Source organism: Streptomyces sp. JHA26, from assembly GCF_002005565.1.
Lineage (GTDB): Bacteria > Actinomycetota > Actinomycetes > Streptomycetales > Streptomycetaceae > Streptomyces.
In genome coordinates this window covers 87232-112404 of sequence record NZ_BDJC01000005.1, presented here as the reverse complement: position 1 = coordinate 112404, position 25173 = coordinate 87232, and the positions used below count along the sequence as shown (strand labels likewise).

At 69.3% G+C, this 25173-nt stretch carries 18 protein-coding genes; 16 read left to right on the top strand and 2 right to left on the bottom strand.

The genetic code is table 11. The features are described 5' to 3' along the window. Positions 1-49: 49 nt before the first annotated feature. The 13 genes from nusG (at position 50) to tuf (ending at position 18387) form a co-directional block, all read left to right on the top strand. Positions 50-871 (top strand): transcription termination/antitermination protein NusG, encoded by an 822-nt coding sequence (gene nusG, locus JHAT_RS04955; RefSeq protein WP_077796787.1) that lies wholly within the window; start codon positions 50-52, stop codon positions 869-871. Between the two features lie 168 nt (positions 872-1039). Then, the gene (gene rplK / locus JHAT_RS04950) at positions 1040-1474 is read left to right on the top strand and encodes a 50S ribosomal protein L11 (RefSeq protein WP_006130605.1); all 435 of its coding nucleotides are present in this window, start codon (positions 1040-1042) and stop codon (positions 1472-1474) included. An 81-nt stretch (positions 1475-1555) separates the two neighbouring features. Next, the gene (gene rplA, locus JHAT_RS04945) at positions 1556-2281 is read left to right on the top strand and encodes a 50S ribosomal protein L1 (protein ID WP_077796786.1); all 726 of its coding nucleotides are present in this window, start codon (positions 1556-1558) and stop codon (positions 2279-2281) included. Positions 2282-2412: 131 nt separating this feature from the next. Next, complete coding sequence (locus tag JHAT_RS04940; RefSeq protein ID WP_077796785.1) at positions 2413-3201, top strand: hypothetical protein; 789 nt, start codon at positions 2413-2415, stop codon at positions 3199-3201. Between the two features lie 95 nt (positions 3202-3296). Beyond that, entirely contained in the window at positions 3297-4148 is an 852-nt protein-coding gene (locus JHAT_RS04935; RefSeq protein ID WP_077796784.1) for an LppX_LprAFG lipoprotein, read from the top strand. Between the two features lie 300 nt (positions 4149-4448). Continuing rightward, a complete protein-coding gene (gene rplJ / locus JHAT_RS04930; protein ID WP_077796783.1) occupies positions 4449-4979 on the top strand; it encodes a 50S ribosomal protein L10 in 531 nt (176 codons plus the stop codon). Positions 4980-5093: 114 nt separating this feature from the next. Next, positions 5094-5477 (top strand): 50S ribosomal protein L7/L12, encoded by a 384-nt coding sequence (rplL, locus tag JHAT_RS04925; RefSeq protein ID WP_077796782.1) that lies wholly within the window; start codon positions 5094-5096, stop codon positions 5475-5477. Between the two features lie 580 nt (positions 5478-6057). Further along, a complete protein-coding gene (rpoB, locus tag JHAT_RS04915) occupies positions 6058-9543 on the top strand; it encodes a DNA-directed RNA polymerase subunit beta (protein WP_077796781.1) in 3486 nt (1161 codons plus the stop codon). A 98-nt stretch (positions 9544-9641) separates the two neighbouring features. Continuing rightward, the gene (locus JHAT_RS04910; protein ID WP_077796780.1) at positions 9642-13541 is read left to right on the top strand and encodes a DNA-directed RNA polymerase subunit beta'; all 3900 of its coding nucleotides are present in this window, start codon (positions 9642-9644) and stop codon (positions 13539-13541) included. Between the two features lie 472 nt (positions 13542-14013). Then, positions 14014-14385 carry a 30S ribosomal protein S12 gene (gene rpsL / locus JHAT_RS04905; RefSeq protein ID WP_003948652.1) on the top strand — a complete coding sequence of 124 codons (372 nt, stop codon included), beginning with the start codon at positions 14014-14016 and terminating at the stop codon, positions 14383-14385. Positions 14386-14387: 2 nt separating this feature from the next. Further along, positions 14388-14858: a 30S ribosomal protein S7 gene (gene rpsG / locus JHAT_RS04900; RefSeq protein WP_003974303.1), complete on the top strand. Its 471-nt coding sequence runs from the start codon at positions 14388-14390 to the stop codon at positions 14856-14858. A 39-nt stretch (positions 14859-14897) separates the two neighbouring features. After that, on the top strand, positions 14898-17024 hold the full coding sequence (gene fusA / locus JHAT_RS04895) for an elongation factor G (protein WP_077796779.1): 2127 nt from the start codon (positions 14898-14900) through the stop codon (positions 17022-17024). Between the two features lie 169 nt (positions 17025-17193). After that, entirely contained in the window at positions 17194-18387 is a 1194-nt protein-coding gene (gene tuf / locus JHAT_RS04890; protein ID WP_077796778.1) for an elongation factor Tu, read from the top strand. Between the two features lie 100 nt (positions 18388-18487). Here tuf and JHAT_RS04880 read toward each other — a convergent pair whose 3' ends face one another. Together JHAT_RS04880 and JHAT_RS04875 are read right to left on the bottom strand one after the other, a co-directional pair. Continuing rightward, the gene (locus JHAT_RS04880; protein WP_077796777.1) at positions 18488-20986 is read right to left on the bottom strand and encodes an FtsX-like permease family protein; all 2499 of its coding nucleotides are present in this window, start codon (positions 20984-20986) and stop codon (positions 18488-18490) included. Beyond that, complete coding sequence (locus JHAT_RS04875; RefSeq protein WP_077796776.1) at positions 20980-21717, bottom strand: ABC transporter ATP-binding protein; 738 nt, start codon at positions 21715-21717, stop codon at positions 20980-20982. Before JHAT_RS04875 ends, JHAT_RS04880 begins: the two co-directional genes overlap by 7 nt. A 173-nt stretch (positions 21718-21890) precedes the next feature. On the opposite strand from JHAT_RS04875, the gene JHAT_RS04870 reads away from it, so the two are divergent. The 3 genes from JHAT_RS04870 (at position 21891) to JHAT_RS04860 (ending at position 25123) form a co-directional block, all read left to right on the top strand. Continuing rightward, complete coding sequence (locus JHAT_RS04870) at positions 21891-23186, top strand: sensor domain-containing protein (protein ID WP_077796854.1); 1296 nt, start codon at positions 21891-21893, stop codon at positions 23184-23186. Further along, the gene (locus tag JHAT_RS04865; protein WP_171990747.1) at positions 23159-23818 is read left to right on the top strand and encodes a response regulator transcription factor; all 660 of its coding nucleotides are present in this window, start codon (positions 23159-23161) and stop codon (positions 23816-23818) included. The genes JHAT_RS04870 and JHAT_RS04865 overlap by 28 nt, the downstream gene beginning before the upstream one ends. Positions 23819-23980: 162 nt before the next feature. Next, positions 23981-25123: a hypothetical protein gene (locus JHAT_RS04860; RefSeq protein ID WP_077796774.1), complete on the top strand. Its 1143-nt coding sequence runs from the start codon at positions 23981-23983 to the stop codon at positions 25121-25123. The last annotated feature ends 50 nt before the right edge of the window (positions 25124-25173 follow it).

Sequence of the window (25173 nt, the reverse complement as noted above, 5' to 3'; positions counted from 1 at the left end):
GCCCCTTTCGCGTGTTCCACCCCTATGTATCCAGGAAGAAGCAGCCACCGTGTCTGATCCGAACGTGAACGACGCCGTTGAGCCTCGTGGGGAGGCTGTCGAGTCCGTCGAGGACGAGCTCGGCACTGTCGAGGGCGCGGACAACGAGGACACCGAGACCTCCGCCGAGGTCGAGGCTGCCGACGCCGAGGACGAGGCTGCCGTCACCGACGCCGGGGACGAGGCTGCGGAGGACGAGGACGCCGAGCCCGAGCTCGACCCGGTCGAGAAGCTCCGCCAGGAGCTGCGCGTCCTGCCCGGCGAGTGGTACGTCATCCACACCTACGCCGGTTACGAGAACCGCGTGAAGACCAACCTCGAGCAGCGCGCCGTCTCGCTCAACGTCGAGGACTACATCTTCCAGGCCGAGGTGCCGCAGGAAGAGGTCGTCCAGATCAAGAACGGCGACCGCAAGACGATCCGCCAGAACAAGCTGCCGGGTTACGTCCTGGTCCGCATGGACCTGACGAACGAGTCCTGGGGCGTCGTCCGCAACACCCCCGGCGTCACCGGCTTCGTGGGCAACGCCTACGACCCGTACCCGCTGACGCTGGACGAGATCGTCAAGATGCTCGCTCCCGAGGCCGAGGAGAAGGCCGCCCGCGAGGCCGCCGAGGCCGAGGGCAAGCCGGCTCCGCAGCGCAAGGTCGAGGTCCAGGTCCTGGACTTCGAGGTCGGCGACTCGGTCACCGTCACCGACGGCCCGTTCGCCACGCTGCAGGCCACGATCAACGAGATCAACGCCGACTCGAAGAAGGTCAAGGGCCTCGTCGAGATCTTCGGCCGCGAGACCCCGGTCGAGCTGAGCTTCGACCAGATCCAGAAGAACTAGCAGCTCTCTGGACGTACCGCTTCCGACCAGGTCAGGCGAACGCTCGCGCGTCGTCTGACCTGCTCGGTTTTTGGCCGCGCATCCATACCCGTTATCGTTGTGCGGTATGCCTGTCTCCGGGTCGCTCCGGATGCGGGCAGGACCCGAATCGAAAGGACCCGGAGAGCTATGCCTCCCAAGAAGAAGAAGGTCACGGGGCTCATCAAGCTCCAGATCCAGGCCGGTGCCGCGAACCCGGCCCCGCCGGTCGGCCCCGCGCTGGGTCAGCACGGCGTCAACATCATGGAGTTCTGCAAGGCCTACAACGCCGCGACCGAGTCGCAGCGTGGCTGGGTCATCCCGGTGGAGATCACGGTCTACGAGGACCGCTCCTTCACCTTCATCACCAAGACGCCGCCGGCCGCCAAGATGATCCTCAAGGCCGCGGGCGTGGAGAAGGGCTCCGGCGAGCCGCACAAGACCAAGGTCGCGAAGATCACGCGTGACCAGGTCCGCGAGATCGCCACCACCAAGATGCCCGACCTCAACGCCAACGACCTGGACGCCGCCGAGAAGATCATCGCCGGCACCGCGCGTTCCATGGGCGTCACGGTCGAGGGCTGACCTCCACCCCCGTAAGCAAGCAGAAGTGGCAGGGCCTGCTCGGCCCGGACCACGACTCCTAAGAAGCCAACAGGAGCAGTAGTGAGCAAGCGCAGCAAGTCTCTCCGCGCTGCGGACGCCAAGGTCGACCGGGACAAGCTCTACGCCCCGCTCGAGGCCGTCCGTCTCGCCAAGGAGACCTCCACGACCAAGTTCGACGGCACCGTCGAGGTCGCCTTCCGCCTGGGTGTCGACCCGCGCAAGGCCGACCAGATGGTCCGTGGCACCGTGAACCTCCCGCACGGCACCGGTAAGACCGCCCGGGTCCTGGTCTTCGCGACCGGCGACCGTGCCGAGGCCGCGCGTGCCGCGGGCGCCGACATCGTCGGCGCCGACGAACTGATCGACGAGGTGTCGAAGGGCCGTCTGGACTTCGACGCCGTCGTCGCCACCCCGGACCTCATGGGCAAGGTCGGCCGCCTCGGCCGCGTGCTCGGTCCCCGTGGTCTCATGCCGAACCCCAAGACCGGCACCGTGACCCCGGACGTCGCCAAGGCTGTCAACGACATCAAGGGCGGCAAGATCGAGTTCCGCGTCGACAAGCACTCGAACCTGCACTTCATCATCGGCAAGACGTCGTTCGACGACACCAAGCTGGTGGAGAACTACGGCGCGGCCCTGGAGGAGATCCTCCGTCTGAAGCCGTCCGCCGCCAAGGGTCGCTACATCAAGAAGGCCGCCATCAGCACCACGATGGGCCCCGGCATTCCGGTCGACTCCAACCGCACCCGCAACCTCCTCGTCGAGGAGGACCCGGCCGCGGTCTGAGCCGACGGCTCGCCCCACCGGTTCACGGGCCCCGCACCTTCCGAGGTGCGGGGCCCGTCCCCTTTCCCGGTACGGGAGCCGGGCGCCTGGGCTAGCGTGCGGGCAGGCGACGCGCACAGGGGTGGGACGACATGACGAGCACGGCGGGACGCCGCACGGCCTTCTCGATCGCGGTGACGGCGGTGCTGGCGTGTCTGGCCGCCTGCGTCCCCTCCGGCCCCACCGAGGACGATCCCGTCCCGTGGGCGGAGCCGCTGCGTACCGTGGAGCGTGCCACGAGCAGGGCCGGCTCGGCGTGGGTCCACTCCACGACCGTCGTGGGCGACGAACTGTCCCTGAAGGCCGAAGGCGCCCTCCGCTGGGGCGACGGCCTCACCGGCACCCTGACGCTCACCTACACCGGAGGGACGACCGCCGACGCGATGCGCCGGCTAGGCACCACCTCCATGGAGGCCCGCTACCTGCCCGACGCCTACTACGCGAAGATGGGCGACGCCTTCGCCGCCCGGGCGGGCGGCCGGCACTGGATCAAGTACGTGTACGCCGACCTGGAGAACCTCGGCGACGGCGCCGACGCCGGCTTCGCGGACCGGATGCGCGACACCGCCCCGGACGAGGCGGTGAGACTGCTGCTCACCTCCGACGACGTGCACGAGGTCGGCAAGGAGACGACGCGCGGGCGGTACACCACGCACTGGTCCGGCACGGTGGCGGGCGGCACCGGACGGACCGTCGACATCTGGGTCGACGCACAGGACCTGCTGGTGAAGAAGACCGAGCGGGGACGTACGGAGACGGGTGAGCTGTCCCAGACCGCCTACTACAGCGACTACGGCGTCCCCGTCCCCGTCGAGCGGCCCCCGGCCGCCGACACGGCGGACTTCAAGGAGCTGCTGACGACACCGGACGACGGCACCTGATTCAAAAAATCGCAAAATCATTCGAACCGTTTCGGATGCTTCCGCGTCCTGACTGTGTGACAGCTGTCCACTTCCCGTGTCCCTGGGGGGAATCCATGACGAAGACTTCTGTACGCGTGCCCGTGGGCGCGGGCCTGGCCGCGCTGCTGCTCGCCGCCGGCGCGGTGGGCTGTTCGAAGGACGAGGGGGCGGACAAGTCCCCCGGGATGACGCCGGCGGCGGCCGTCGCCGAGGCGGCGAAGAACACGGAGGGCATCAGCTCCCTCCACTACCGCATGACCGGAAGGGCTCCCGAGGAGGGCCGCATCGAGGCCGAGGCCCAGATGCAGCTCAAGCCGACGGTCGCGATGGCCATGAAGATGAAGGCGCCCGACCGGGGCGCCGACGCGACCGCCGAGATCCGCCTCGTCGACAAGGCCCTCTACCTCAACGGCGGCGCCGAGGCGGCCAAGGAGATGGACGGCAAGAGCTGGCTCAAGTTCGACCTGGCCGCGATGGGCGCCGACAAGGAGCTCAACCAGCTCGGCAGCGTCTCCCAGGCCGACAAGAACCCGGCGGCCGAGTCCACCTTCCTCACCAGTGCCGAGGACGTCGAGAAGGTCGGCACCGAGGACGTCGACGGGGTGAAGACCACCCACTACAAGGGCACCGTCACCCTCGACGCCCTGGAGAAGTCCCTCGCCGACGAGGACAAGGCCACCCGGGACCAGCGCCGCAAGAGCATCGAGCAGTACGAGAAGATGGGCGTCGACAAGCTCACGATGGACATGTGGATCGACGGCGACGACCGGGCCAAGCAGTTCCGCATGCGCGGCGACGCCGCCAAGGGCCCGCTGGACATGACCGTCACCTTCCTCGGCTTCAACGAGCCCGTGAAGGTCACCGCCCCGCCGGCCGGGGAGACGACGGACCTGGCCGAGATGATGCAGGAGGGCCAGGCGGGCTGAGACCGGCCGGGTCGCCGTACGGGCGGATTTGCTTGACACTGCCCCGTTCACGTACGCTCCCACAGAAGCCAAAGACCGCTGGTCGTTGCCGTGTGCTCGTGAGAGTCACGGTGGCCGAAGGATCCGCTGAACTGCGGACGACCCGCGCAGGTGACTGTGGATGAGCTCCCGCACGGCACGCCTCGAGCGTGTGCGTCCGGTCGAGCCACGCCCCGTGCGCCTGCGCCGGGGCGTTTCGTTTTCCCCAGTCCTCCTTCGGGTCCGCGCGGTCCGAATCACCCGGAAGGAGGCCGAGGCTCTATGGCGACGCCCGAAAAGGCTGCCGCGGTTGCCGAGCTGACGGACAAGTTCCGCAGCTCCAACGCCGCCGTGCTGACCGAGTACCGCGGTCTCACCGTGGCGCAGCTCAAGACGCTGCGCCGGTCGCTCGGTGAGAACGCCCAGTACGCCGTGGTGAAGAACACGCTGACCAAGATTGCGGCCAACGAGGCCGGGATCACGCTCGACGACCAGCTCTTCGCTGGTCCGACGGCCGTCGCCTTCGTCACCGGTGACCCGGTGGAGTCGGCGAAGGGTCTGCGCGACTTCGCCAAGGACAACCCGAACCTCGTCATCAAGGGCGGTGTCCTTGACGGCAAGGCGATGTCCGCCGACGAGATCAAGAAGCTCGCGGACCTCGAGTCCCGCGAGGTTCTGCTCTCCAAGCTGGCGGGTGCCTTCAAGGGCAAGCAGTCCCAGGCTGCTCAGCTCTTCCAGGCGCTCCCCTCGAAGCTCGTCCGCACCGTGGACGCGCTCCGTGCCAAGCAGGACGAGCAGGGCGGTGCCGAGTAACTCGGCTCGCTTGACGGCTCTCGCCGCCTGAGGCGAGAGCCGATGCGGGCCCGACGTACGCCCGCCTCACCCCGTACATCCGGCACCTGCCGAATTAGTGGAAGGACCGCCATCATGGCGAAGCTCAGCCAGGAAGACCTGCTCGCCCAGTTCGAGGAGATGACCCTCATCGAGCTCTCCGAGTTCGTGAAGGCCTTCGAGGAGAAGTTCGACGTCACCGCCGCCGCCGCCGTGGCCGTCGCGGGTCCGGCCGGTCCGGCCGCCCCGGCCGAGGCCGCCGAGGAGAAGGACGAGTTCGACGTCATCCTCACCGGCGCCGGCGACAAGAAGATCCAGGTCATCAAGGTCGTGCGTGAGCTGACCTCCCTGGGTCTGAAGGAGGCCAAGGACCTCGTCGACGGCACCCCGAAGCCGGTCCTCGAGAAGGTCAACAAGGAGACCGCCGACAAGGCCGCCGAGTCCCTCAAGGGCGCCGGCGCGTCGGTCGAGGTCAAGTAAGACCTCACGGGTTCCTCAGGACCTGTAACGCGCAAGCACCGAAGAGCGATCATCCATCCGGGTGGTCGCTCTTCGGCGTTCCGGGGGTCCGGCAGCGGCTGCCTTGCACGGGTGACGACGACGAGTATGGTGATCTTCGTCGTGCCGTCTCCGGGACCCTGAGAGTCCCTGGACGGCAGCCGGTTTGGACAAGGGGGGCCTTGACGAACCGCACGCAGCGCGCAATTCTCAGGACGCGTCGTCACAAGGATCCGAATCCGAGGCATGGATCCACGGCGAACAGGGCAGTATCACGGTGCGTTGAGGGCGAGACCTTGCCGCAGGTGGTGAGTACAACGAGGAGCGAACACGGTTCGGGAAACCCGCACTGGACATCAGTGTGCCAAGTGGCTACACTGTCCCTTTGCGCTGCCTGTTAGCTGCCCCCTGCCCGTCACCAGGGGTCTACCCTCGCCCGAGCACTGACGACCAGAGCATGTCTGACCTGGCTCTTCAGCCACATCAGACACCCTTTGTCTCCGTGTGAGGAAGAGGGGCCGGTACGCGCGTAGTGAGTCCGAGCCCTCGGAAGGACCCCCTCTTGGCCGCCTCGCGCAATGCCTCGACCGCGAATACGAACAACGCTGCCAGCACCGCCCCGCTGCGCATCTCCTTTGCAAAGATCCAGGAGCCCCTCGAGGTTCCGAACCTCCTCGCGCTGCAAACCGAGAGCTTCGACTGGCTGCTCGGCAACGACGCGTGGAAGGCTCGCGTCGAGTCGGCTCTGGAGTCCGGTCACGACGTCCCCACCAAGTCCGGTCTGGAAGAGATCTTCGAGGAGATCTCCCCGATCGAGGACTTCTCCGGGTCGATGTCGCTGACGTTCCGCGACCACCGTTTCGAGCCCCCGAAGAACAGCATCGACGAGTGCAAGGAGCGCGACTTCACGTATGCCGCCCCGCTCTTCGTCACCGCCGAGTTCACCAACAACGAGACCGGCGAGATCAAGTCCCAGACCGTCTTCATGGGCGACTTCCCGCTCATGACGAACAAGGGCACCTTCGTCATCAACGGCACCGAGCGTGTCGTGGTGTCCCAGCTGGTCCGCTCGCCGGGTGTCTACTTCGACTCCTCCATCGACAAGACGTCCGACAAGGACATCTTCTCCGCCAAGATCATCCCGTCCCGGGGTGCCTGGCTGGAGATGGAGATCGACAAGCGCGACATGGTCGGTGTGCGCATCGACCGCAAGCGCAAGCAGTCCGTGACCGTCCTCCTCAAGGCCCTCGGCTGGACCACCGAGCAGATCCTCGAGGAGTTCGGCGAGTACGAGTCCATGCGCGCCACCCTGGAGAAGGACCACACCCAGGGCCAGGACGACGCGCTGCTCGACATCTACCGCAAGCTGCGTCCGGGCGAGCCCCCCACGCGCGAGGCCGCGCAGACGCTGCTCGAGAACCTCTACTTCAACCCCAAGCGCTACGACCTCGCCAAGGTCGGCCGCTACAAGGTGAACAAGAAGCTCGGCGCGGACGAGCCGCTGGACGCCGGCGTGCTCACCACCGACGACATCATCGCCACCATCAAGTACCTGGTGAAGCTGCACGCCGGTGAGACCGAGACGGTCGGCGAGTCGGGCCGTTCGATCATCGTCGAGACCGACGACATCGACCACTTCGGCAACCGCCGCATCCGCAACGTCGGCGAGCTGATCCAGAACCAGGTCCGTACGGGTCTCGCCCGTATGGAGCGCGTCGTGCGCGAGCGCATGACCACCCAGGACGTCGAGGCGATCACGCCGCAGACCCTGATCAACATCCGGCCGGTCGTCGCCTCCATCAAGGAGTTCTTCGGCACCAGCCAGCTGTCCCAGTTCATGGACCAGAACAACCCGCTGTCGGGTCTGACGCACAAGCGTCGTCTCAACGCGCTCGGCCCGGGTGGTCTCTCCCGTGAGCGGGCCGGCTTCGAGGTCCGCGACGTGCACCCGTCGCACTACGGCCGCATGTGCCCGATCGAGACGCCGGAAGGCCCGAACATCGGTCTGATCGGCTCGCTCGCCTCGTACGGCCGGATCAACCCGTTCGGCTTCATCGAGACGCCGTACCGCAAGGTCGTCGACGGCCGGGTCACCGACGAGGTCGACTACCTGACCGCCGACGAGGAGGACCGCTTCGTCATCGCGCAGGCCAACGCGCCGCTGACCGACGAGTTCCGCTTCGCCGAGAACCGCGTGCTGGTCCGCCGCCGTGGCGGCGAGGTCGACTACGTCCCCGGTGACGACGTCGACTACATGGACGTCTCGCCGCGCCAGATGGTGTCGGTCGCGACCGCCATGATCCCGTTCCTCGAGCACGACGACGCCAACCGTGCCCTCATGGGCGCGAACATGATGCGTCAGGCCGTCCCGCTCATCAAGAGCGAGTCGCCGCTCGTCGGCACCGGCATGGAGTACCGCTCCGCGGTCGACGCCGGCGACGTGGTCAAGGCCGAGAAGGCGGGTGTGGTCCAGGAGGTCTCCGCGGACTACATCACCACCACCAACGACGACGGCACGTACATCACGTACCGCCTGGCCAAGTTCGCCCGTTCCAACCAGGGCACCTCGGTCAACCAGAAGGTCATCGTCAACGAGGGCGACCGGGTCGTCGAGGGCCAGGTCCTCGCCGACGGTCCGGCCACCGAGAACGGCGAGATGGCGCTCGGCAAGAACCTGCTGGTCGCCTTCATGCCGTGGGAGGGTCACAACTACGAGGACGCGATCATCCTGTCGCAGCGCCTCGTGCAGGACGACGTCCTCTCCTCGATCCACATCGAGGAGCACGAGGTCGACGCCCGTGACACCAAGCTCGGCCCCGAGGAGATCACCCGGGACATCCCGAACGTCTCCGAGGAGGTCCTCGCCGACCTCGACGAGCGCGGCATCATCCGCATCGGCGCCGACGTCGTCGCCGGCGACATCCTCGTCGGCAAGGTCACGCCCAAGGGCGAGACCGAGCTGACGCCCGAGGAGCGCCTGCTGCGCGCGATCTTCGGTGAGAAGGCCCGTGAGGTCCGTGACACCTCGCTGAAGGTGCCGCACGGCGAGATCGGCAAGGTCATCGGCGTCCGCGTCTTCGACCGCGAGGAGGGCGACGAGCTTCCCCCCGGTGTGAACCAGCTGGTGCGCGTCTACGTCGCGCAGAAGCGCAAGATCACCGACGGTGACAAGCTCGCCGGCCGTCACGGCAACAAGGGTGTCATCTCGAAGATCCTGCCGATCGAGGACATGCCGTTCCTGGAGGACGGCACCCCGGTCGACATCATCCTCAACCCGCTGGGCGTCCCGTCCCGAATGAACCCGGGACAGGTCCTGGAGATCCACCTCGGCTGGCTCGCCAGCCGCGGCTGGGACGTCTCCGGCCTCGCGGACGAGTGGGCACAGCGCCTCCAGGCCATCGGCGCCGACAAGGTCGAGCCCGGCACCAACGTCGCCACCCCGGTCTTCGACGGTGCGCGTGAGGACGAGCTCGCGGGTCTGCTGCAGCACACCATCCCGAACCGCGACGGCGAGCGCATGGTGCTCCCGTCCGGCAAGGCGCGGCTGTTCGACGGCCGCAGCGGTGAGCCGTTCCCGGACCCGATCTCGGTCGGCTACATGTACATCCTCAAGCTGCACCACCTGGTCGACGACAAGCTGCACGCCCGCTCGACCGGCCCGTACTCGATGATCACCCAGCAGCCGCTGGGTGGTAAGGCCCAGTTCGGTGGCCAGCGCTTCGGTGAGATGGAGGTGTGGGCGCTGGAGGCTTACGGCGCCGCGTACGCCCTCCAGGAGCTGCTGACCATCAAGTCCGACGACGTGACCGGCCGCGTGAAGGTCTACGAGGCCATCGTCAAGGGCGAGAACATCCCTGAGCCCGGCATCCCCGAGTCCTTCAAGGTGCTCATCAAGGAGATGCAGTCCCTGTGCCTCAACGTGGAGGTGCTGTCCTCGGACGGCATGTCCATCGAGATGCGCGACACCGACGAGGACGTCTTCCGCGCTGCGGAGGAGCTCGGCATCGACCTGTCCCGGCGCGAGCCGAGCAGCGTCGAAGAGGTCTGACGGGAGTTTCGGCGGGCCTTGAGCGATCAAGGCCCGCCGGCCCCAGGACCCCCGATTCAGACCCCAAGACTTACAACCCTGAGAGGGATTGACGCATAGTGCTCGACGTCAACTTCTTCGACGAGCTCCGGATCGGTCTGGCCACCGCTGACGACATCCGTCAGTGGAGCCACGGCGAGGTCAAGAAGCCCGAGACCATCAACTACCGCACCCTCAAGCCCGAGAAGGACGGACTCTTCTGCGAGAAGATCTTCGGTCCGACCCGGGACTGGGAGTGCTACTGCGGCAAGTACAAGCGCGTCCGCTTCAAGGGCATCATCTGTGAGCGCTGCGGCGTGGAGGTCACGCGCGCCAAGGTGCGCCGTGAGCGGATGGGCCACATCGAGCTGGCCGCCCCCGTCACCCACATCTGGTACTTCAAGGGCGTCCCGTCGCGCCTGGGCTACCTGCTGGACCTGGCGCCGAAGGACCTCGAGAAGGTCATCTACTTCGCCGCTTACATGATCACGTTCGTGGACGAGGAGCGCCGCACCCGCGACCTGCCGTCGCTGGAGGCCCACGTCTCCGTCGAGCGTCAGCAGATCGAGAACCGCCGCGACGCCGACCTCGAGGCCCGTGCCAAGAAGCTCGAGACCGACCTGGCCGAGCTCGAGGCCGAGGGCGCCAAGGCCGACGTGCGCCGCAAGGTGCGCGAGGGCGCCGAGCGTGAGATGAAGCAGCTGCGCGACCGCGCGCAGCGCGAGATCGACCGCCTCGACGAGGTGTGGAACCGGTTCAAGAACCTCAAGGTCCAGGACCTCGAGGGCGACGAGCTGCTCTACCGCGAGCTGCGCGACCGCTTCGGCACCTACTTCGACGGCTCGATGGGCGCCGCCGCGCTGCAGAAGCGCCTGGAGTCCTTCGACCTCGAGGAGGAGGCCGAGCGCCTCCGCGAGATCATCCGCACCGGCAAGGGCCAGAAGAAGACCCGCGCGCTCAAGCGCCTCAAGGTCGTCTCCGCGTTCCTGCAGACCAGCAACAGCCCCAAGGGCATGGTGCTGGACTGCGTGCCGGTCATCCCGCCGGACCTGCGTCCGATGGTGCAGCTGGACGGTGGCCGCTTCGCGACCTCCGACCTGAACGACCTGTACCGCCGCGTCATCAACCGCAACAACCGCCTGAAGCGGCTTCTCGACCTCGGCGCGCCCGAGATCATCGTGAACAACGAGAAGCGCATGCTCCAGGAGGCCGTCGACGCGCTCTTCGACAACGGCCGCCGCGGCCGCCCGGTCACGGGCCCCGGCAACCGTCCGCTGAAGTCGCTGTCCGACATGCTCAAGGGCAAGCAGGGCCGCTTCCGTCAGAACCTGCTCGGCAAGCGAGTCGACTACTCGGCGCGTTCCGTCATCGTCGTCGGCCCGCAGCTGAAGCTGCACCAGTGCGGTCTGCCCAAGGCCATGGCGCTGGAGCTCTTCAAGCCGTTCGTGATGAAGCGCCTGGTCGACCTGAACCACGCGCAGAACATCAAGTCGGCCAAGCGCATGGTCGAGCGCGGCCGCACGGTCGTGTACGACGTGCTGGAAGAGGTCATCGCGGAGCACCCGGTTCTGCTGAACCGTGCGCCCACGCTGCACCGCCTCGGCATCCAGGCCTTCGAGCCGCAGCTGGTCGAGGGCAAGGCCATCCAGATCCACCCGCTCGTCTGCACCGCGTTCAACGCGGACTTCGACGGTGACCAGATGGCCGTGCACCTGCCGCTGTCCGCGGAGGCGCAGGCCGAGGCCCGCATCCTGATGCTGTCCTCGAACAACATCCTCAAGCCGGCCGACGGCCGTCCGGTGACGATGCCGACCCAGGACATGGTCCTCGGTCTGTTCTTCCTCACCACCGACGGCGAGGGCCGCGACCTCAAGGGCGAGGGCCGTTCCTTCGCCTCGGTCGCGGAGGCGATCATGGCGTTCGACGCGGGCGAGCTGTCGCTCCAGTCGAAGGTCGACATCCGCTTCCCGGTGGGCACCATCCCGCCCCGCGGCTGGGAGCCCCCGGCCCGCGAGGAGGGCGAGCCCGAGTGGCAGCAGGGTGACACCTTCACCCTGAAGACCACGCTGGGCCGCGCGCTCTTCAACGAGCTGCTGCCCGAGGACTACCCGTTCGTCGACTACGAGGTCGGCAAGAAGCAGCTCTCCGAGATCGTCAACGACCTCGCCGAGCGCTACCCGAAGGTCATCGTGGCGGCGACGCTCGACAACCTGAAGGCGGCCGGCTTCTTCTGGGCGACCCGTTCCGGCGTCACCGTGGCCATCTCCGACGTCGTCGTTCCCGAGGCGAAGAAGGAGATCGTCAGGGGCTACGAGGCGCAGGACGAGAAGGTCCAGAAGCAGTACGAGCGCGGTCTGATCACCAAGGACGAGCGCACGCAGGAGCTCATCGCGATCTGGACCAAGGCGACCAACGAGGTCGCCGAGGCGATGAACGACAACTTCCCGAAGACCAACCCGATCTTCATGATGGTGAACTCGGGTGCACGAGGCAACATGATGCAGATGCGTCAGATCGCCGGTATGCGTGGTCTGGTGTCGAACGCGAAGAACGAGACGATCCCGCGTCCGATCAAGGCGTCGTTCCGTGAGGGCCTGTCCGTGCTGGAGTACTTCATCTCCACGCACGGTGCCCGTAAGGGTCTGGCGGACACCGCCCTGCGTACCGCCGACTCGGGTTACCTCACCCGTCGTCTGGTCGACGTCTCCCAGGACGTCATCATCCGCGAGGAGGACTGCGGCACCGAGCGCGGTCTGAAGCTGCGGATCGCCGAGCGCGGCGAGGACGGTGTCCTGCGCAAGGCGGACGACGTCGAGACCAGCGTGTACGCCCGCATGCTCGCCGAGGACGTCGTCATCGACGGCAAGGTGATCGCGCCGGCCAACGTCGACCTCGGTGACGTGCTCATCGACCAGCTCGTGCGCCACGGTGTCGAGGAGGTCAAGACCCGCTCGATCCTGACCTGCGAGTCCCAGGTCGGCACCTGCGCCATGTGCTACGGCCGTTCCCTGGCCACCGGCAAGCTGGTCGACATCGGTGAGGCGGTCGGCATCATCGCCGCCCAGTCCATCGGTGAGCCCGGTACCCAGCTGACGATGCGTACCTTCCACACCGGTGGTGTGGCCGGTGACGACATCACCCAGGGTCTGCCCCGTGTCGTCGAGCTCTTCGAGGCCCGTACCCCGAAGGGTGTCGCCCCGATCTCCGAGGCCTCCGGCCGCGTGCGGATCGAGGAGACCGAGAAGACCAAGAAGATCGTCGTCACCCCGGACGACGGCAGCGACGAGACGGCCTACCCGATCTCGAAGCGCGCCCGTCTCCTGGTGTCCGAGGGCGAGCACGTCGAGGTGGGCCAGAAGCTCACCGTGGGTGCCACCAACCCGCACGACGTGCTGCGCATCCTGGGTCAGCGTGCCGTCCAGGTCCACCTGGTCGGCGAGGTCCAGAAGGTCTACAACTCGCAGGGCGTGTCGATCCACGACAAGCACATCGAGATCATCATCCGGCAGATGCTGCGCCGCGTGACGATCATCGAGTCCGGCGACGCCGAGCTGCTGCCCGGCGAGCTGGTCGAGCGGTCGAAGTTCGAGACCGAGAACCGTCGTGTGGTCCAGGAGGGCGGTCACCCGGCCTCCGGTCGTCCGCAGCTGATGGGTATCACCAAGGCCTCGCTGGCGACGGAGTCCTGGCTGTCGGCCGCCTCCTTCCAGGAGACGACCCGAGTCCTGACGGACGCGGCGATCAACGCCAAGTCCGACAGCCTCATCGGCCTCAAGGAGAACGTCATCATCGGTAAGCTCATCCCGGCCGGTACGGGCCTGTCCCGCTACCGCAACATCCGGGTCGAGCCGACCGAGGAGGCCAAGGCCGCGATGTACTCGGCCGTCGGCTACGACGACATCGACTACTCGCCGTTCGGCACGGGCTCCGGCCAGGCCGTTCCGCTGGAGGACTACGACTACGGTCCGTACAACCAGTAAGCGAGTCGCCTGATACGACCGAAGGGCGGTCACCCCGCGAGGGGTGGCCGCCCTTCGGCGTGCTGCGCCGGCCCTGGACGGGGGCTGAGGCGCGGCGTGGGCGCCCCGCGGACCCAGGGGGTGGGGCGGGGCGCCCTCCACCGCGGCGCGCCCCCGTGAGCGAGCGTCCAGGACGTCCGTGCGGAGGCGCACCGGGATCGGGTGAAAGCCGGGCAAGCCGGGTGGCGGCGCCGGTCTCGCCCATTTGTTTTGACCGCAGCGAATGCGATAGGTACGCTCAGACCTTGTGCCTGGGGTGTGCCCTGGCCTTCGTGCGTGCCTTCAACCGCACCGGGGGCCGTGCGTGGCCACCGCGATCCGCGCCTCTTTCCGTCCTCGCGGCGAGAGTCCGCGGGTTCGACACACCCGACCGCGTGGGTCGGTGACGTCCCAGGTTAGCTTCACCATTCGGCACACAGAAACCGGAGAAGTAGTGCCTACGATCCAGCAGCTGGTCCGCAAGGGCCGGCAGGACAAGGTCGAGAAGAACAAGACGCCCGCACTCGAGGGTTCGCCCCAGCGTCGCGGCGTCTGCACGCGTGTGTTCACGACCACCCCGAAGAAGCCGAACTCGGCCCTGCGTAAGGTCGCGCGTGTGCGTCTGACCAGCGGTATCGAGGTCACTGCTTACATTCCGGGTGAGGGACACAACCTGCAGGAGCACTCCATCGTGCTCGTGCGCGGCGGCCGTGTGAAGGACCTGCCGGGTGTTCGCTACAAGATCATCCGTGGCTCGCTCGACACCCAGGGTGTCAAGAACCGCAAGCAGGCCCGCAGCCGCTACGGCGCCAAGAAGGAGAAGTAAGAATGCCTCGTAAGGGCCCCGCCCCGAAGCGCCCGGTCATCATCGACCCGGTCTACGGTTCTCCTCTGGTGACCTCCCTGATCAACAAGGTGCTGCTGAACGGCAAGCGCTCCACCGCCGAGCGCATCGTCTACGGTGCCATGGAGGGCCTGCGCGAGAAGACCGGCAACGACCCGGTCATCACGCTCAAGCGCGCTCTCGAGAACATCAAGCCGACCCTCGAGGTCAAGTCCCGCCGCGTCGGTGGTGCGACGTACCAGGTGCCGATCGAGGTCAAGCCCGGTCGCGCCAACACCCTCGCGCTGCGCTGGCTCGTCGGTTACTCCCGCGCCCGTCGCGAGAAGACCATGACCGAGCGTCTGCTCAACGAGCTCCTCGACGCCTCCAACGGCCTCGGCGCCGCTGTGAAGAAGCGCGAGGACACGCACAAGATGGCCGAGTCCAACAAGGCCTTCGCGCACTACCGCTGGTAGTCGCTACCCACATCGAGACCGAGAGAAGACTGAAGCCTTATGGCTACCACTTCACTTGACCTGGCCAAGGTCCGCAACATCGGGATCATGGCCCACATCGACGCGGGCAAGACGACCACCACCGAGCGGATTCTGTTCTACACCGGTGTGTCGTACAAGATCGGTGAGGTCCACGACGGCGCTGCCACCATGGACTGGATGGAGCAGGAGCAGGAGCGTGGCATCACGATCACGTCTGCTGCGACCACCTGCCACTGGCCGCTCGAGGACAACGACTACACGATCAACATCATCGACACCCCGGGGCACGTCGACTTCACCGTCGAGGTGGAGCGTTCCCTGCGTGTGCTCGACGGTGCCGTGACCGTGTTCGACGGTGTCGCCGGTGTCGAGCCGCAGTCCGAGACGGTGTGGCGTCAGGCCGACCGTTACGGCGTTCCGCGCATCTGCTTCGTGAACAAGCTGGACCGTACCGGCGCCGAGTTCCACCGCTGCGTGGAGATGATCTCGGACCGCCTGGGCGCCCAGCCGCTGGTCATGCAGCTCCCGATCGGTGCCGAGGCCGACTTCAAGGGCGTCGTGGACCTGGTCCGCATGAAGGCGCTCGTGTGGTCCGCCGAGGCCGCCAAGGGCGAGATGTACGACGTCGTCGACATCCCCGACACGCACACCGAGGCCGCCGAGGAGTGGCGCGGCAAGCTGGTCGAGGCCGTCGCGGAGAACGACGAAGAGATCATGGAGCTGTTCCTGGAGGGCCAGGAGCCCACCGAGGAGCAGCTGTACGCCGCGATCCGTCGCATCACCATCGCCTCCGGCAAGTCCAGCGACACCACGGTCACCCCGGTGTTCTGCGGCACCGCGTTCAAGAACAAGGGCGTCCAGCCCCTGCTCGACGCGGTCGTGCGCTACCTGCCGACCCCGCTCGACGTCGAGGCCATCGAGGGCCAGGACGTCAAGGACCCCGAGGTCGTCATCAAGCGCAAGCCGTCCGAGGACGAGCCGCTGGCCGCGCTCGCGTTCAAGATCATGAGCGACCCGCACCTCGGCAAGCTCACCTTCGTCCGGGTCTACTCGGGCCGCCTGGAGTCCGGCACCGCGGTGCTGAACTCCGTCAAGGGCAAGAAGGAGCGCATCGGCAAGATCTACCGCATGCACGCCAACAAGCGTGAGGAGATCGAGTCGGTGGGCGCCGGCGACATCGTCGCCGTCATGGGCCTGAAGCAGACCACCACCGGTGAGACGCTGTCCGACGACAAGAACCCGGTGATCCTGGAGTCCATGGACTTCCCGGCGCCGGTCATCCAGGTCGCCATCGAGCCCAAGTCGAAGGGCGACCAGGAGAAGCTCGGCGTCGCGATCCAGCGCCTGGCCGAGGAGGACCCGTCCTTCCAGGTTCACACGAACGAGGAGACGGGCCAGACCATCATCGGTGGTATGGGCGAGCTGCACCTCGAGGTGCTGGTCGACCGTATGCGCCGTGAGTTCAAGGTCGAGGCCAACGTCGGCAAGCCGCAGGTCGCCTACCGTGAGACGATCCGCAAGGCCGTCGAGCGCGTGGACTACACCCACAAGAAGCAGACCGGTGGTACCGGTCAGTTCGCCAAGGTGCAGATCGCGATCGAGCCGATCGAGGGCGGCGACGCCTCGTACGAGTTCGTGAACAAGGTCACCGGTGGCCGCATCCCGAAGGAGTACATCCCTTCGGTGGACGCCGGTGCGCAGGAGGCCATGCAGTTCGGCATCCTGGCCGGCTACGAGATGACGGGCGTCCGCGTCACGCTCATCGACGGTGGCTACCACGAGGTCGACTCCTCCGAACTCGCGTTCAAGATCGCCGGTTCGCAGGCCTTCAAGGAGGCCGCGCGCAAGGCTTCGCCCGTGCTCCTGGAGCCGATGATGGCCGTCGAGGTCACCACGCCCGAGGACTACATGGGTGAGGTCATCGGCGACATCAACTCCCGCCGTGGCCAGATCCAGGCCATGGAGGAGCGGGCGGGTGCCCGCGTCGTGAAGGGCCTCGTGCCCCTGTCGGAGATGTTCGGCTACGTCGGCGACCTCCGCAGCAAGACGTCGGGTCGCGCAAGCTACTCGATGCAGTTCGACTCCTACGCCGAGGTTCCCCGGAACGTCGCCGAGGAGATCATCGCGAAGGCCAAGGGCGAGTAAGGGACTCCGTTTAACGGACCCCCCGCACACGCTTTAGGCTTGACCCCGGAGCCTGCAAGGGGCATTCCGCCACCAACCCGGTGGAATGCCCCCTGGCCCGGGTTTCCCAGCAAAGATCACCTGGCGCCGATGAGTAAGGCGTACAGAACCACTCCACAGGAGGACCCCAGTGGCGAAGGCGAAGTTCGAGCGGACTAAGCCGCACGTCAACATCGGCACCATCGGTCACATCGACCACGGTAAGACGACCCTCACGGCCGCCATTACCAAGGTGCTGCACGACGCGTACCCGGACCTGAACGAGGCCTCGGCCTTCGACCAGATCGACAAGGCTCCCGAAGAGCGCCAGCGCGGTATCACCATCTCCATCGCGCACGTCGAGTACCAGACGGAGACGCGTCACTACGCCCACGTCGACTGCCCCGGTCACGCGGACTACATCAAGAACATGATCACGGGTGCGGCGCAGATGGACGGCGCCATCCTCGTGGTCGCCGCCACCGACGGCCCGATGCCGCAGACCAAGGAGCACGTGCTCCTGGCCCGCCAGGTCGGCGTTCCGTACATCGTCGTCGCCCTGAACAAGGCCGACATGGTGGACGACGAGGAGATCCTGGAGCTCGTCGAGCTCGAGGTGCGTGAGCTCCTCTCCGAGTACGAGTTCCCGGGCGACGACGTTCCCGTCGTCAAGGTCTCCGCTCTGAAGGCCCTCGAGGGCGACAAGGAGTGGGGCAACTCGGTCCTCGAGCTCATGAAGGCCGTGGACGAGGCCATCCCGGAGCCCGAGCGTGACGTCGACAAGCCGTTCCTGATGCCGATCGAGGACGTCTTCACCATCACCGGTCGCGGTACGGTCGTCACCGGCCGCATCGAGCGTGGTGTCCTCAAGGTCAACGAGACCGTCGACATCATCGGCATCAAGCCGGAGAAGACCACCACCACGGTCACCGGCATCGAGATGTTCCGCAAGCTGCTCGACGAGGGCCAGGCCGGTGAGAACGTCGGTCTGCTGCTCCGCGGCATCAAGCGCGAGGACGTCGAGCGCGGCCAGGTCATCATCAAGCCGGGCTCGGTCACCCCGCACACCGAGTTCGAGGCGCAGGCCTACATCCTGTCCAAGGACGAGGGTGGCCGCCACACGCCGTTCTTCAACAACTACCGTCCGCAGTTCTACTTCCGCACGACGGACGTGACCGGCGTCGTGACCCTCCCCGAGGGCACCGAGATGGTCATGCCGGGTGACAACACCGAGATGAAGGTGGAGCTCATCCAGCCCGTCGCCATGGAAGAGGGCCTGAAGTTCGCCATCCGCGAGGGTGGCCGGACCGTGGGCGCCGGCCAGGTCACCAAGATCAACAAGTAAGCTCCGCTTGCTTGTCGGTCGACCCGACCTGACATGGGCTGATGCCTGAAAGGGCCCGTACGACTTCGGTCGTACGGGCCCTTTCGTCGTTCCACGGCCTCTACTCCCGGACGCCGGCGGCCTCCACCGCCCGGTGGCGGCGCAGGGCCAGCCCCGCCGGGACCACCGAGGCGACGACCGCGAGGACGGCGCAGGCACCCGCGGTCGCGCCGACGGCCGTCCACGGCACCACCGGCGCGGCGGGCACCGAGAGCAGGCCCAGGGCCGCCCCCATGCCGGCCAGGTTGAGGCCGGCGACGGCCAGCCCCAGCAGCGCGCCGACCGCTACGACCGTCAGGGACTCGGCGCCGACCAGGCGGAGCACCTGGCCGTCGGTGGCCCCGGCCAGGCGCAGTGCCGCGAGGTCACGGACCCGGTCGGAGGTGGCCATCACCATGGTGTTGGCCAGGGAGACGGCCGTGTAGAGCAGGGCGATGCCGAGGACCAGGAAGAGACCCAGCCGGGTCGTGCCGTCGGTCTGCGGGTACGTGGCCTCGACCCACTCGTCCCTGGTCGACACCCGACCGCCGGCCGGCCCCACCGCCGCCCGCAGTTCACCCGCCACCGCATCGGCGTCGGCGCCGTCCGTGAGGGCGACCTCCACCCGGTCGACGGGGGCGCCGGGGGCGTTGGCCGCGGTGACGTAGACGCCGTTGCCGCCGGTGCCGGTGTGCATCACCGCGGCGATGCGCAGGGTCTTCTCCGTGCCGTCTCCGAGCCACACCCGCACGTCCCGGCCGACCGTGTGCTCTTCCCACTCCTCGTTCACGATGATCGACCGGTCGTCCAGGTCGCCCGCCCTCCCGGCAGCCAGAGGCAGCCTTGTCGTGGCCGTGAGCGCCTCGGGGCCGGCGACGGCACGGGCGTCGGACCTGACGAGGGCCACGCCCTCCTCCAGGACGTACACCGCGCTCGACGCGGACGGCGAGATCTCCGTTCCGGGGATCGCGCGCAGCCGGTCCAGGGTCCGGCGGTCGAAGCCCGGGCCGGCGCCGCCGGGTGCGGCGATCACGAAGTCGGCGACGGTCCGCCCGCGCGTCTCGGACGCCTCCGCCTCGTTCAGGGTCGCGGTGGCGCCGAGCAGCGAGCCCGCGAGCGCGACCGTGACCAGCACGGGCGCGGCGACGGCCGCGGTGCGGCGGACACCGGCGGCCGCGTGCTCCCGCACCAGCATCCCCGCGGCGCCCGGCAGCCGCGCCGGGAGCCAGGTCAGCGCCCGGACCAGTGGACGCACCACGACCGGCGCGAGCAGGGCGGCCGCGGTGATCGACAGCATCGGCCGGCTCACGTACGTCTTGCGGTGCAGCAGGTCACCGGGGTCGCCGGCCAGGGAGACGCCGAGCGTCACCAGCGCGGTCAGCAGCAGCGCCGAGCCCGCCAGCCACCGGCCCCGGGTCATCGCACCGGCGTCGACGGAGGCTTCGCGCAGCGCCTCGACGGGACCGGTGCTCCCCGCCCGCCACGACGCCGCGACCGCACCGCACAGGGCGACGACCAGCCCGGTCCAGAAGGCCGTGTGGTACGGCCAGGCGTGGTCGCCGATGCGGAACCAGGCCGGTGCCAGGCCGCCGTCGACCACCCAGGCCGCCAGGTGCGGGGCGCCGTACGCGCCGAGCAGGCAGCCGGTCGCGGAGGCGAGCACGCCGACGCCGAGGGCCTCGGCCAGCACCGTCCGGCGCAGTTGCCCCGGCGTCGCACCGGCCGTGCGCAGCAGCCCGAACTCCCGGCGCCGCTGGGCCACCGCGAAGGCGAAGGTGGACGCCACGACGAACACCGACACGAACGCGGTGACGCCGCCGGCCGTGCCGAACAGGGCGTTCATCGCGGTCAGCGCCTCCTCGTCCCGGTCGGGGTCGGCGTCCGCGTACCGCCGGGCGTCCCCGGTGAGCACCCGGACGTCCGCGCTGCCCGGCACCGCGTCCCGTACGGCGCCCCGCACCGCCTCCCGTACGGCGGACGCCTCCGCGTCGACCGCCACCTGCACGCTCACCGGCGCGAGCTGGGCGGCCCGTGCGTCGGTGAAGAAGACGGCGTCCTCGAAGCCGAGGCCGGGCACGGTGCCCACGACGCGCAGGGCGCCCCGGTCCGTGCGCACCCGCTCGCCCGGCACGGCCCAGCCGCCGGTGACGACGACCTCGTCGGCAGTACGGGGCGCGCGGCCCGCGTCGATCCGGTACGGGGCGAACGCGGCGGTGGACCAGGGGTGGCCCACGAGGCCGCTCGGGGCGCGCCGACCGTGGACGCGTACCGGGAAGGACCGGTCCTCCACGACCGTGCCGAGCCGCTCCAGCCGGGCCACGACCGCGGCGGGCACGGCACGCGGCCGCGCCAGCTCCGCCGTGTCCTGCCCGGCGGGCGTCGGCACCCGCAGGGTGTCCTGCCCCCGGACCACCACCGGCGCGGCGGCGAACCGCTCCGGCGCGCGGCCGGGCGCGTCCAGCGAGGAGGCGAGCGCCGGCCCCGTCACCGCGAGCAGCGCGACCCCCAGCGTCAGAGCCACGAAACTGCCGACGAAGGTGACCCAACGGACGCGCAGGGTGTGCAGGGCGGTGGTCAGCACGGCCTGCCCTCCAGACCGGTCAGGTGGGCGGCGATGGCGTCGGCGCCCGCCCCGGCCAGGTCGCCGCCCACGCGGCCGTCGACGAGGAACACCACGCGGTCGGCGTAGGAGGCGGCCACCGGATCGTGCGTGACCATGACGACCGTCCGGCCCTCGCGGTCGACCATGCCGCGCAGCAGGCTCAGTACCTCGCGGCCGGTGCGCGTATCCAGCGCACCGGTCGGTTCGTCGGCGAAGAGCACCTCGGGGCGGGTGACCAACGCGCGGGCCAGGGCGACGCGCTGCTGCTGGCCGCCGGACAGCTGCGGGGGCCGGTGCCGGGCGCGGTCACCGAGGCCGACCTGCCGCAGCACCTCGCGCACCCGGCCGTGGGGAGGGCGGCGCCCTGCCAGGCGCAGGGGAAGGGCCACGTTCTGCTCGGCGGTCAGCGAGGGCAGCAGGTTGAACGCCTGGAAGACGAACCCCACGCGCTCACGGCGCAGCAGCGTCAACCGCCGCTCGCTCAGCCCGGTCAGCTCGGTACCGCCGACGACCACCGACCCCGACGTGGGCCGGTCCAGGCCGGCGGCGCACTGCAGAAGGGTCGACTTGCCCGACCCGGAGGGGCCCATCACGGCCGTGAAGGTGCCCCGGGGGAAGCCGACGGAGACCTCGTCGAGGGCCGCCACGGCGCCGTCGCCCGCCCCGTACCGTCGGCTGACGGAGCGCAGCCTGATCGCGTCGTCGTCCATGTCGTCCCCACTCCTCGGGTGCCGGTCGCCTCGCTGTCCGGCTCCACGAAACCGTCCGCGATCACCCCGGCGCAGTGCGGCAGGGGCGAGAACCGGGGTAGGGCAGGCCATACCCCCGGGACGCCCACTGGGCCGATGGCCCCGCCGCACGGGGGAGTCCTACGGTGATCCGCATGCACCCACGAAACGCCTGGCAGGCCCTGCCCGCCCGCGGTTACCTGCTCTCTGCCTGGCCCTGGCGTGCCCTCGCCTACCTGATGACCGGGGCGGTGGCCGGCGCCCTCACCCTGGCGGTGATCACGGTCGCGGTCGTCCTCGCGGGAGCGCTCGCCGTCGTCCTGGTGGGTCTGCCGCTGCTGGTGCTCACCGCCCTCGTCGGCATCCCCGTGGCCCGCCTGGAACGGCACCGGCTGCGCCTGGTCGACCGCGCCCCCGCACCGCCCCGGCCGGTACGGCAGCCGTACGCCACCGGACCCTGGCCGTGGCTGATCACCCGGCTGCGGGAGCGGGCGACCTGGCGGGAGCTGGGCCACGCCCTGCTGTTCGCCCTCCTGCTGTGGCCGCTGGACGCCCTGGTCGTCGTGTTCGCCCTGGCGCTGCCCCTCCACCTGGCCGCCACCCCGCTGGTGATGGCCGCGTACGGCGACGGCGAGGAGGCGAAGGTCCTCAAGCTGTGGACGGTCACCACCTGGCCGGCCGCGTCCGGCGTCGCGGTGCTCGGACTGCTGCTCCTCGCCCTCGGCGGCTACGCACTGGGCCTGGCGGCGGGCGCGCGGGCCGAGCTGGCGCGTGTCCTCGTCGCCGCCCCGCGCGAGGGCGACCCCGAGGCCAGGGTCGTCGAACTGACCCGCTCCCGGGTGCGGTTGGTGGACGCCTTCGAGGCCGAGCGGCGCCGCATCGAACGCGACCTGCACGACGGCGCCCAGCAGCGCCTCGTCGCCCTGACCATGGCCCTCGGCCTGGCCCGTCTGGACGCCCCGCCGGGACCGCTGGCCGACCAGCTCGCCAAGGCGCACGGCGAGGCGGGCAGGGCCCTGGAGGAACTGCGCGAACTCATCCACGGCATCCACCCCAAGGTCCTCGCCGACTACGGCCTGCCCGCGGCCGTCGCCGACGCCGCCGACCGCTCCGCCGTCCCCGTCGACGTCGACCTGGAACTGCCCGGACGGCTGCCCCGGGCGGTCGAGGCCGCCGCGTACTTCGTGGTCCGCGAGGCCCTCGCCAACGTCGGCAGGCACAGCGGCGCCACCCGCGCGGAGGTGACCGGCGGCCACCGCGACGGACGGCTCGTGCTGCGCGTCCGCGACGACGGCCGGGGCGGGGCCGACGCCGCGGCGGGCAGCGGGCTGACCGGACTCGCCGACCGGGTGTCGGTGCTGGATGGCAGACTCGCCCTGTCCAGCCCGCCGGGCGGACCGACCCTGCTGAGCGTGGAGATACCGTGCGAGTGGACCGACCGCTGCGCGTAGTACTGGCCGAGGACAGCGTGCTGCTGCGCGACGGCCTGACCGGCCTGCTCGCCCGCTTCGGCCACGAGGTCGTCGCGGCCGTCGGCGACGCGGAGGCCCTCGTCGCGGCCGTGACGGAGCACGCCCCGGACATCGTCGTCACCGACGTGCGCATGCCGCCCGGCTTCCAGGACGAGGGCCTGCACGCGGCCGTACGCCTGCGCGAGGAGCGGCCCACGCTGCCCGTCCTCGTCCTCAGCCAGTACGTGCAACGGGCCTACGCCGCCGAGCTGCTGGACTCCGGCGACGGCACCGGCGTCGGCTACCTGCTCAAGGACCGGGTCGGCCAGGTCGAGGAGTTCGTCGACGCGCTGGCCGGGGTCGCCGACGGCGGCACGGTCGTCGACCCGGAGGTGGTACGCCAGTTGCTGCGCCGCCGCCGGGACCCGCTGGAGCGCCTCAGCCCGCGCGAGCGCGAGGTGCTCGCCCTGATGGCGGAGGGCAGGTCCAACGCGGCGATCGCCCGCGAACTCGTCGTCTCCGAGGCGGCCGTGGGCAAGCACATCGGCAGCATCCTCACCAAGCTCGACCTGCCCCCGGCGGCAGGCACCCACCGCAGGGTGCTGGCGGTGCTGACGTATCTGCGGGGCTGACGCGGAACGGCGGCGCGGAGGCCGGCAGAGGCGAAGGCGTACAGGTTCGGTCACGAAATCCGCATGAGGCGGCACTTCCCCTCCACCCGACGGCACGATTGATCACCGCAAGCCTCGCCCCGGCCCCCACCGACTGGGCGCCGTCACCAGGAAAGTGAGCCCGTGAGTTCCGTCCCGCCCCCCGACCGTTCCGGCGACGAACCGGCCCCCTCGATCTCCGACGAGCAGTGGGAGGCGTTCCTGCGGGAGGCCGCCGAAGGCGGGGGCGGCTCCGCGCCCAAGGAGCCGTCGGCGCGGGCGCGGATGGTGGCCCGGCGGTTGCGCGAGGAGGGGGAGCCGACGCCGTGGCGTGCCGCACCGCAGGGCGCGTCCAAGGGTGCCGGACGCCCGCGCCGGCGCCTGGTCGGCGCGGTCGTCGGCGTCGTGGCGCTGGCGGCGCTCGCGGTGGTCGCCGTACGGCCCTCCCTGCTCCTGGACCGGCTGCCCGGCGGGGACGACGCCTCCGCACCGCCCACGATGGCGGCCGAGACGGCACGGCCGACCGGCGCTCCCGGACCGGCGGCCGGGGCGGAACAGGCCACCCCCGAGCACCCGTTCCGCGGCTCGCCCGCCGAGGGGTGGGCCGAGGGTGCCGACGCCATCGTGGTGCCGCCGGCGAAGGCGCTGTCAGGCCGGAGCGAGGAGGACGTGGCCTTCGCGCTGCGCCGCACCAAGGACCTCCTGGTCGCCGCCAACCTGGACCCCGCCGTCCTGCGCGGCGAACGGCCCGACGAGGCGCTGGCCGTCCTCGACCCGAAGCAGCCCGAACTGCTCCCGAAGCTGCGCCGCTCCCTGAGCGACCCGGACGCGGACCACGATCCGCTGCGGCTCTTCACCCGCTTCGACCCGGACGAGACCCGCCTGGTCGGCGACGTCGTCAAGGTCCGTGGCCGCATGACGCTCGCCGCCGGGGAACCGGGCGTGGTGAAGGTCAACGCGGACTACACCTTCGTCTACCCGCTGGTGCGGGTCGACGACCCGGACGGACCGGTCGCCCGCACCATCATCCGCCGCGAGCTCACCCTGACCCTGAACGACCCGGCCCGGTGGAACGTGACCGAGGGCAAGCTCCTGGTGGAGAAGTACTTCTCCGAGTACGGCAACACCAGCTGCGACGTCCACGACGGCTACCTGCACCCGGGCTTCCCCGACGACGACGGTCCCGGCGGCGCACGGCCCACCGGGCCCCTGACCGACCCCTACGACCGCAGCCGCCCCCTCACCGGCTCCGGGTCGGAAGGCTGCGGCCGGGTCACCCGCACCTGAAGCGGGCGCGTTCCTTGACTCCGCGGGCGTTTCCTGGCTTTCCCGGCCTT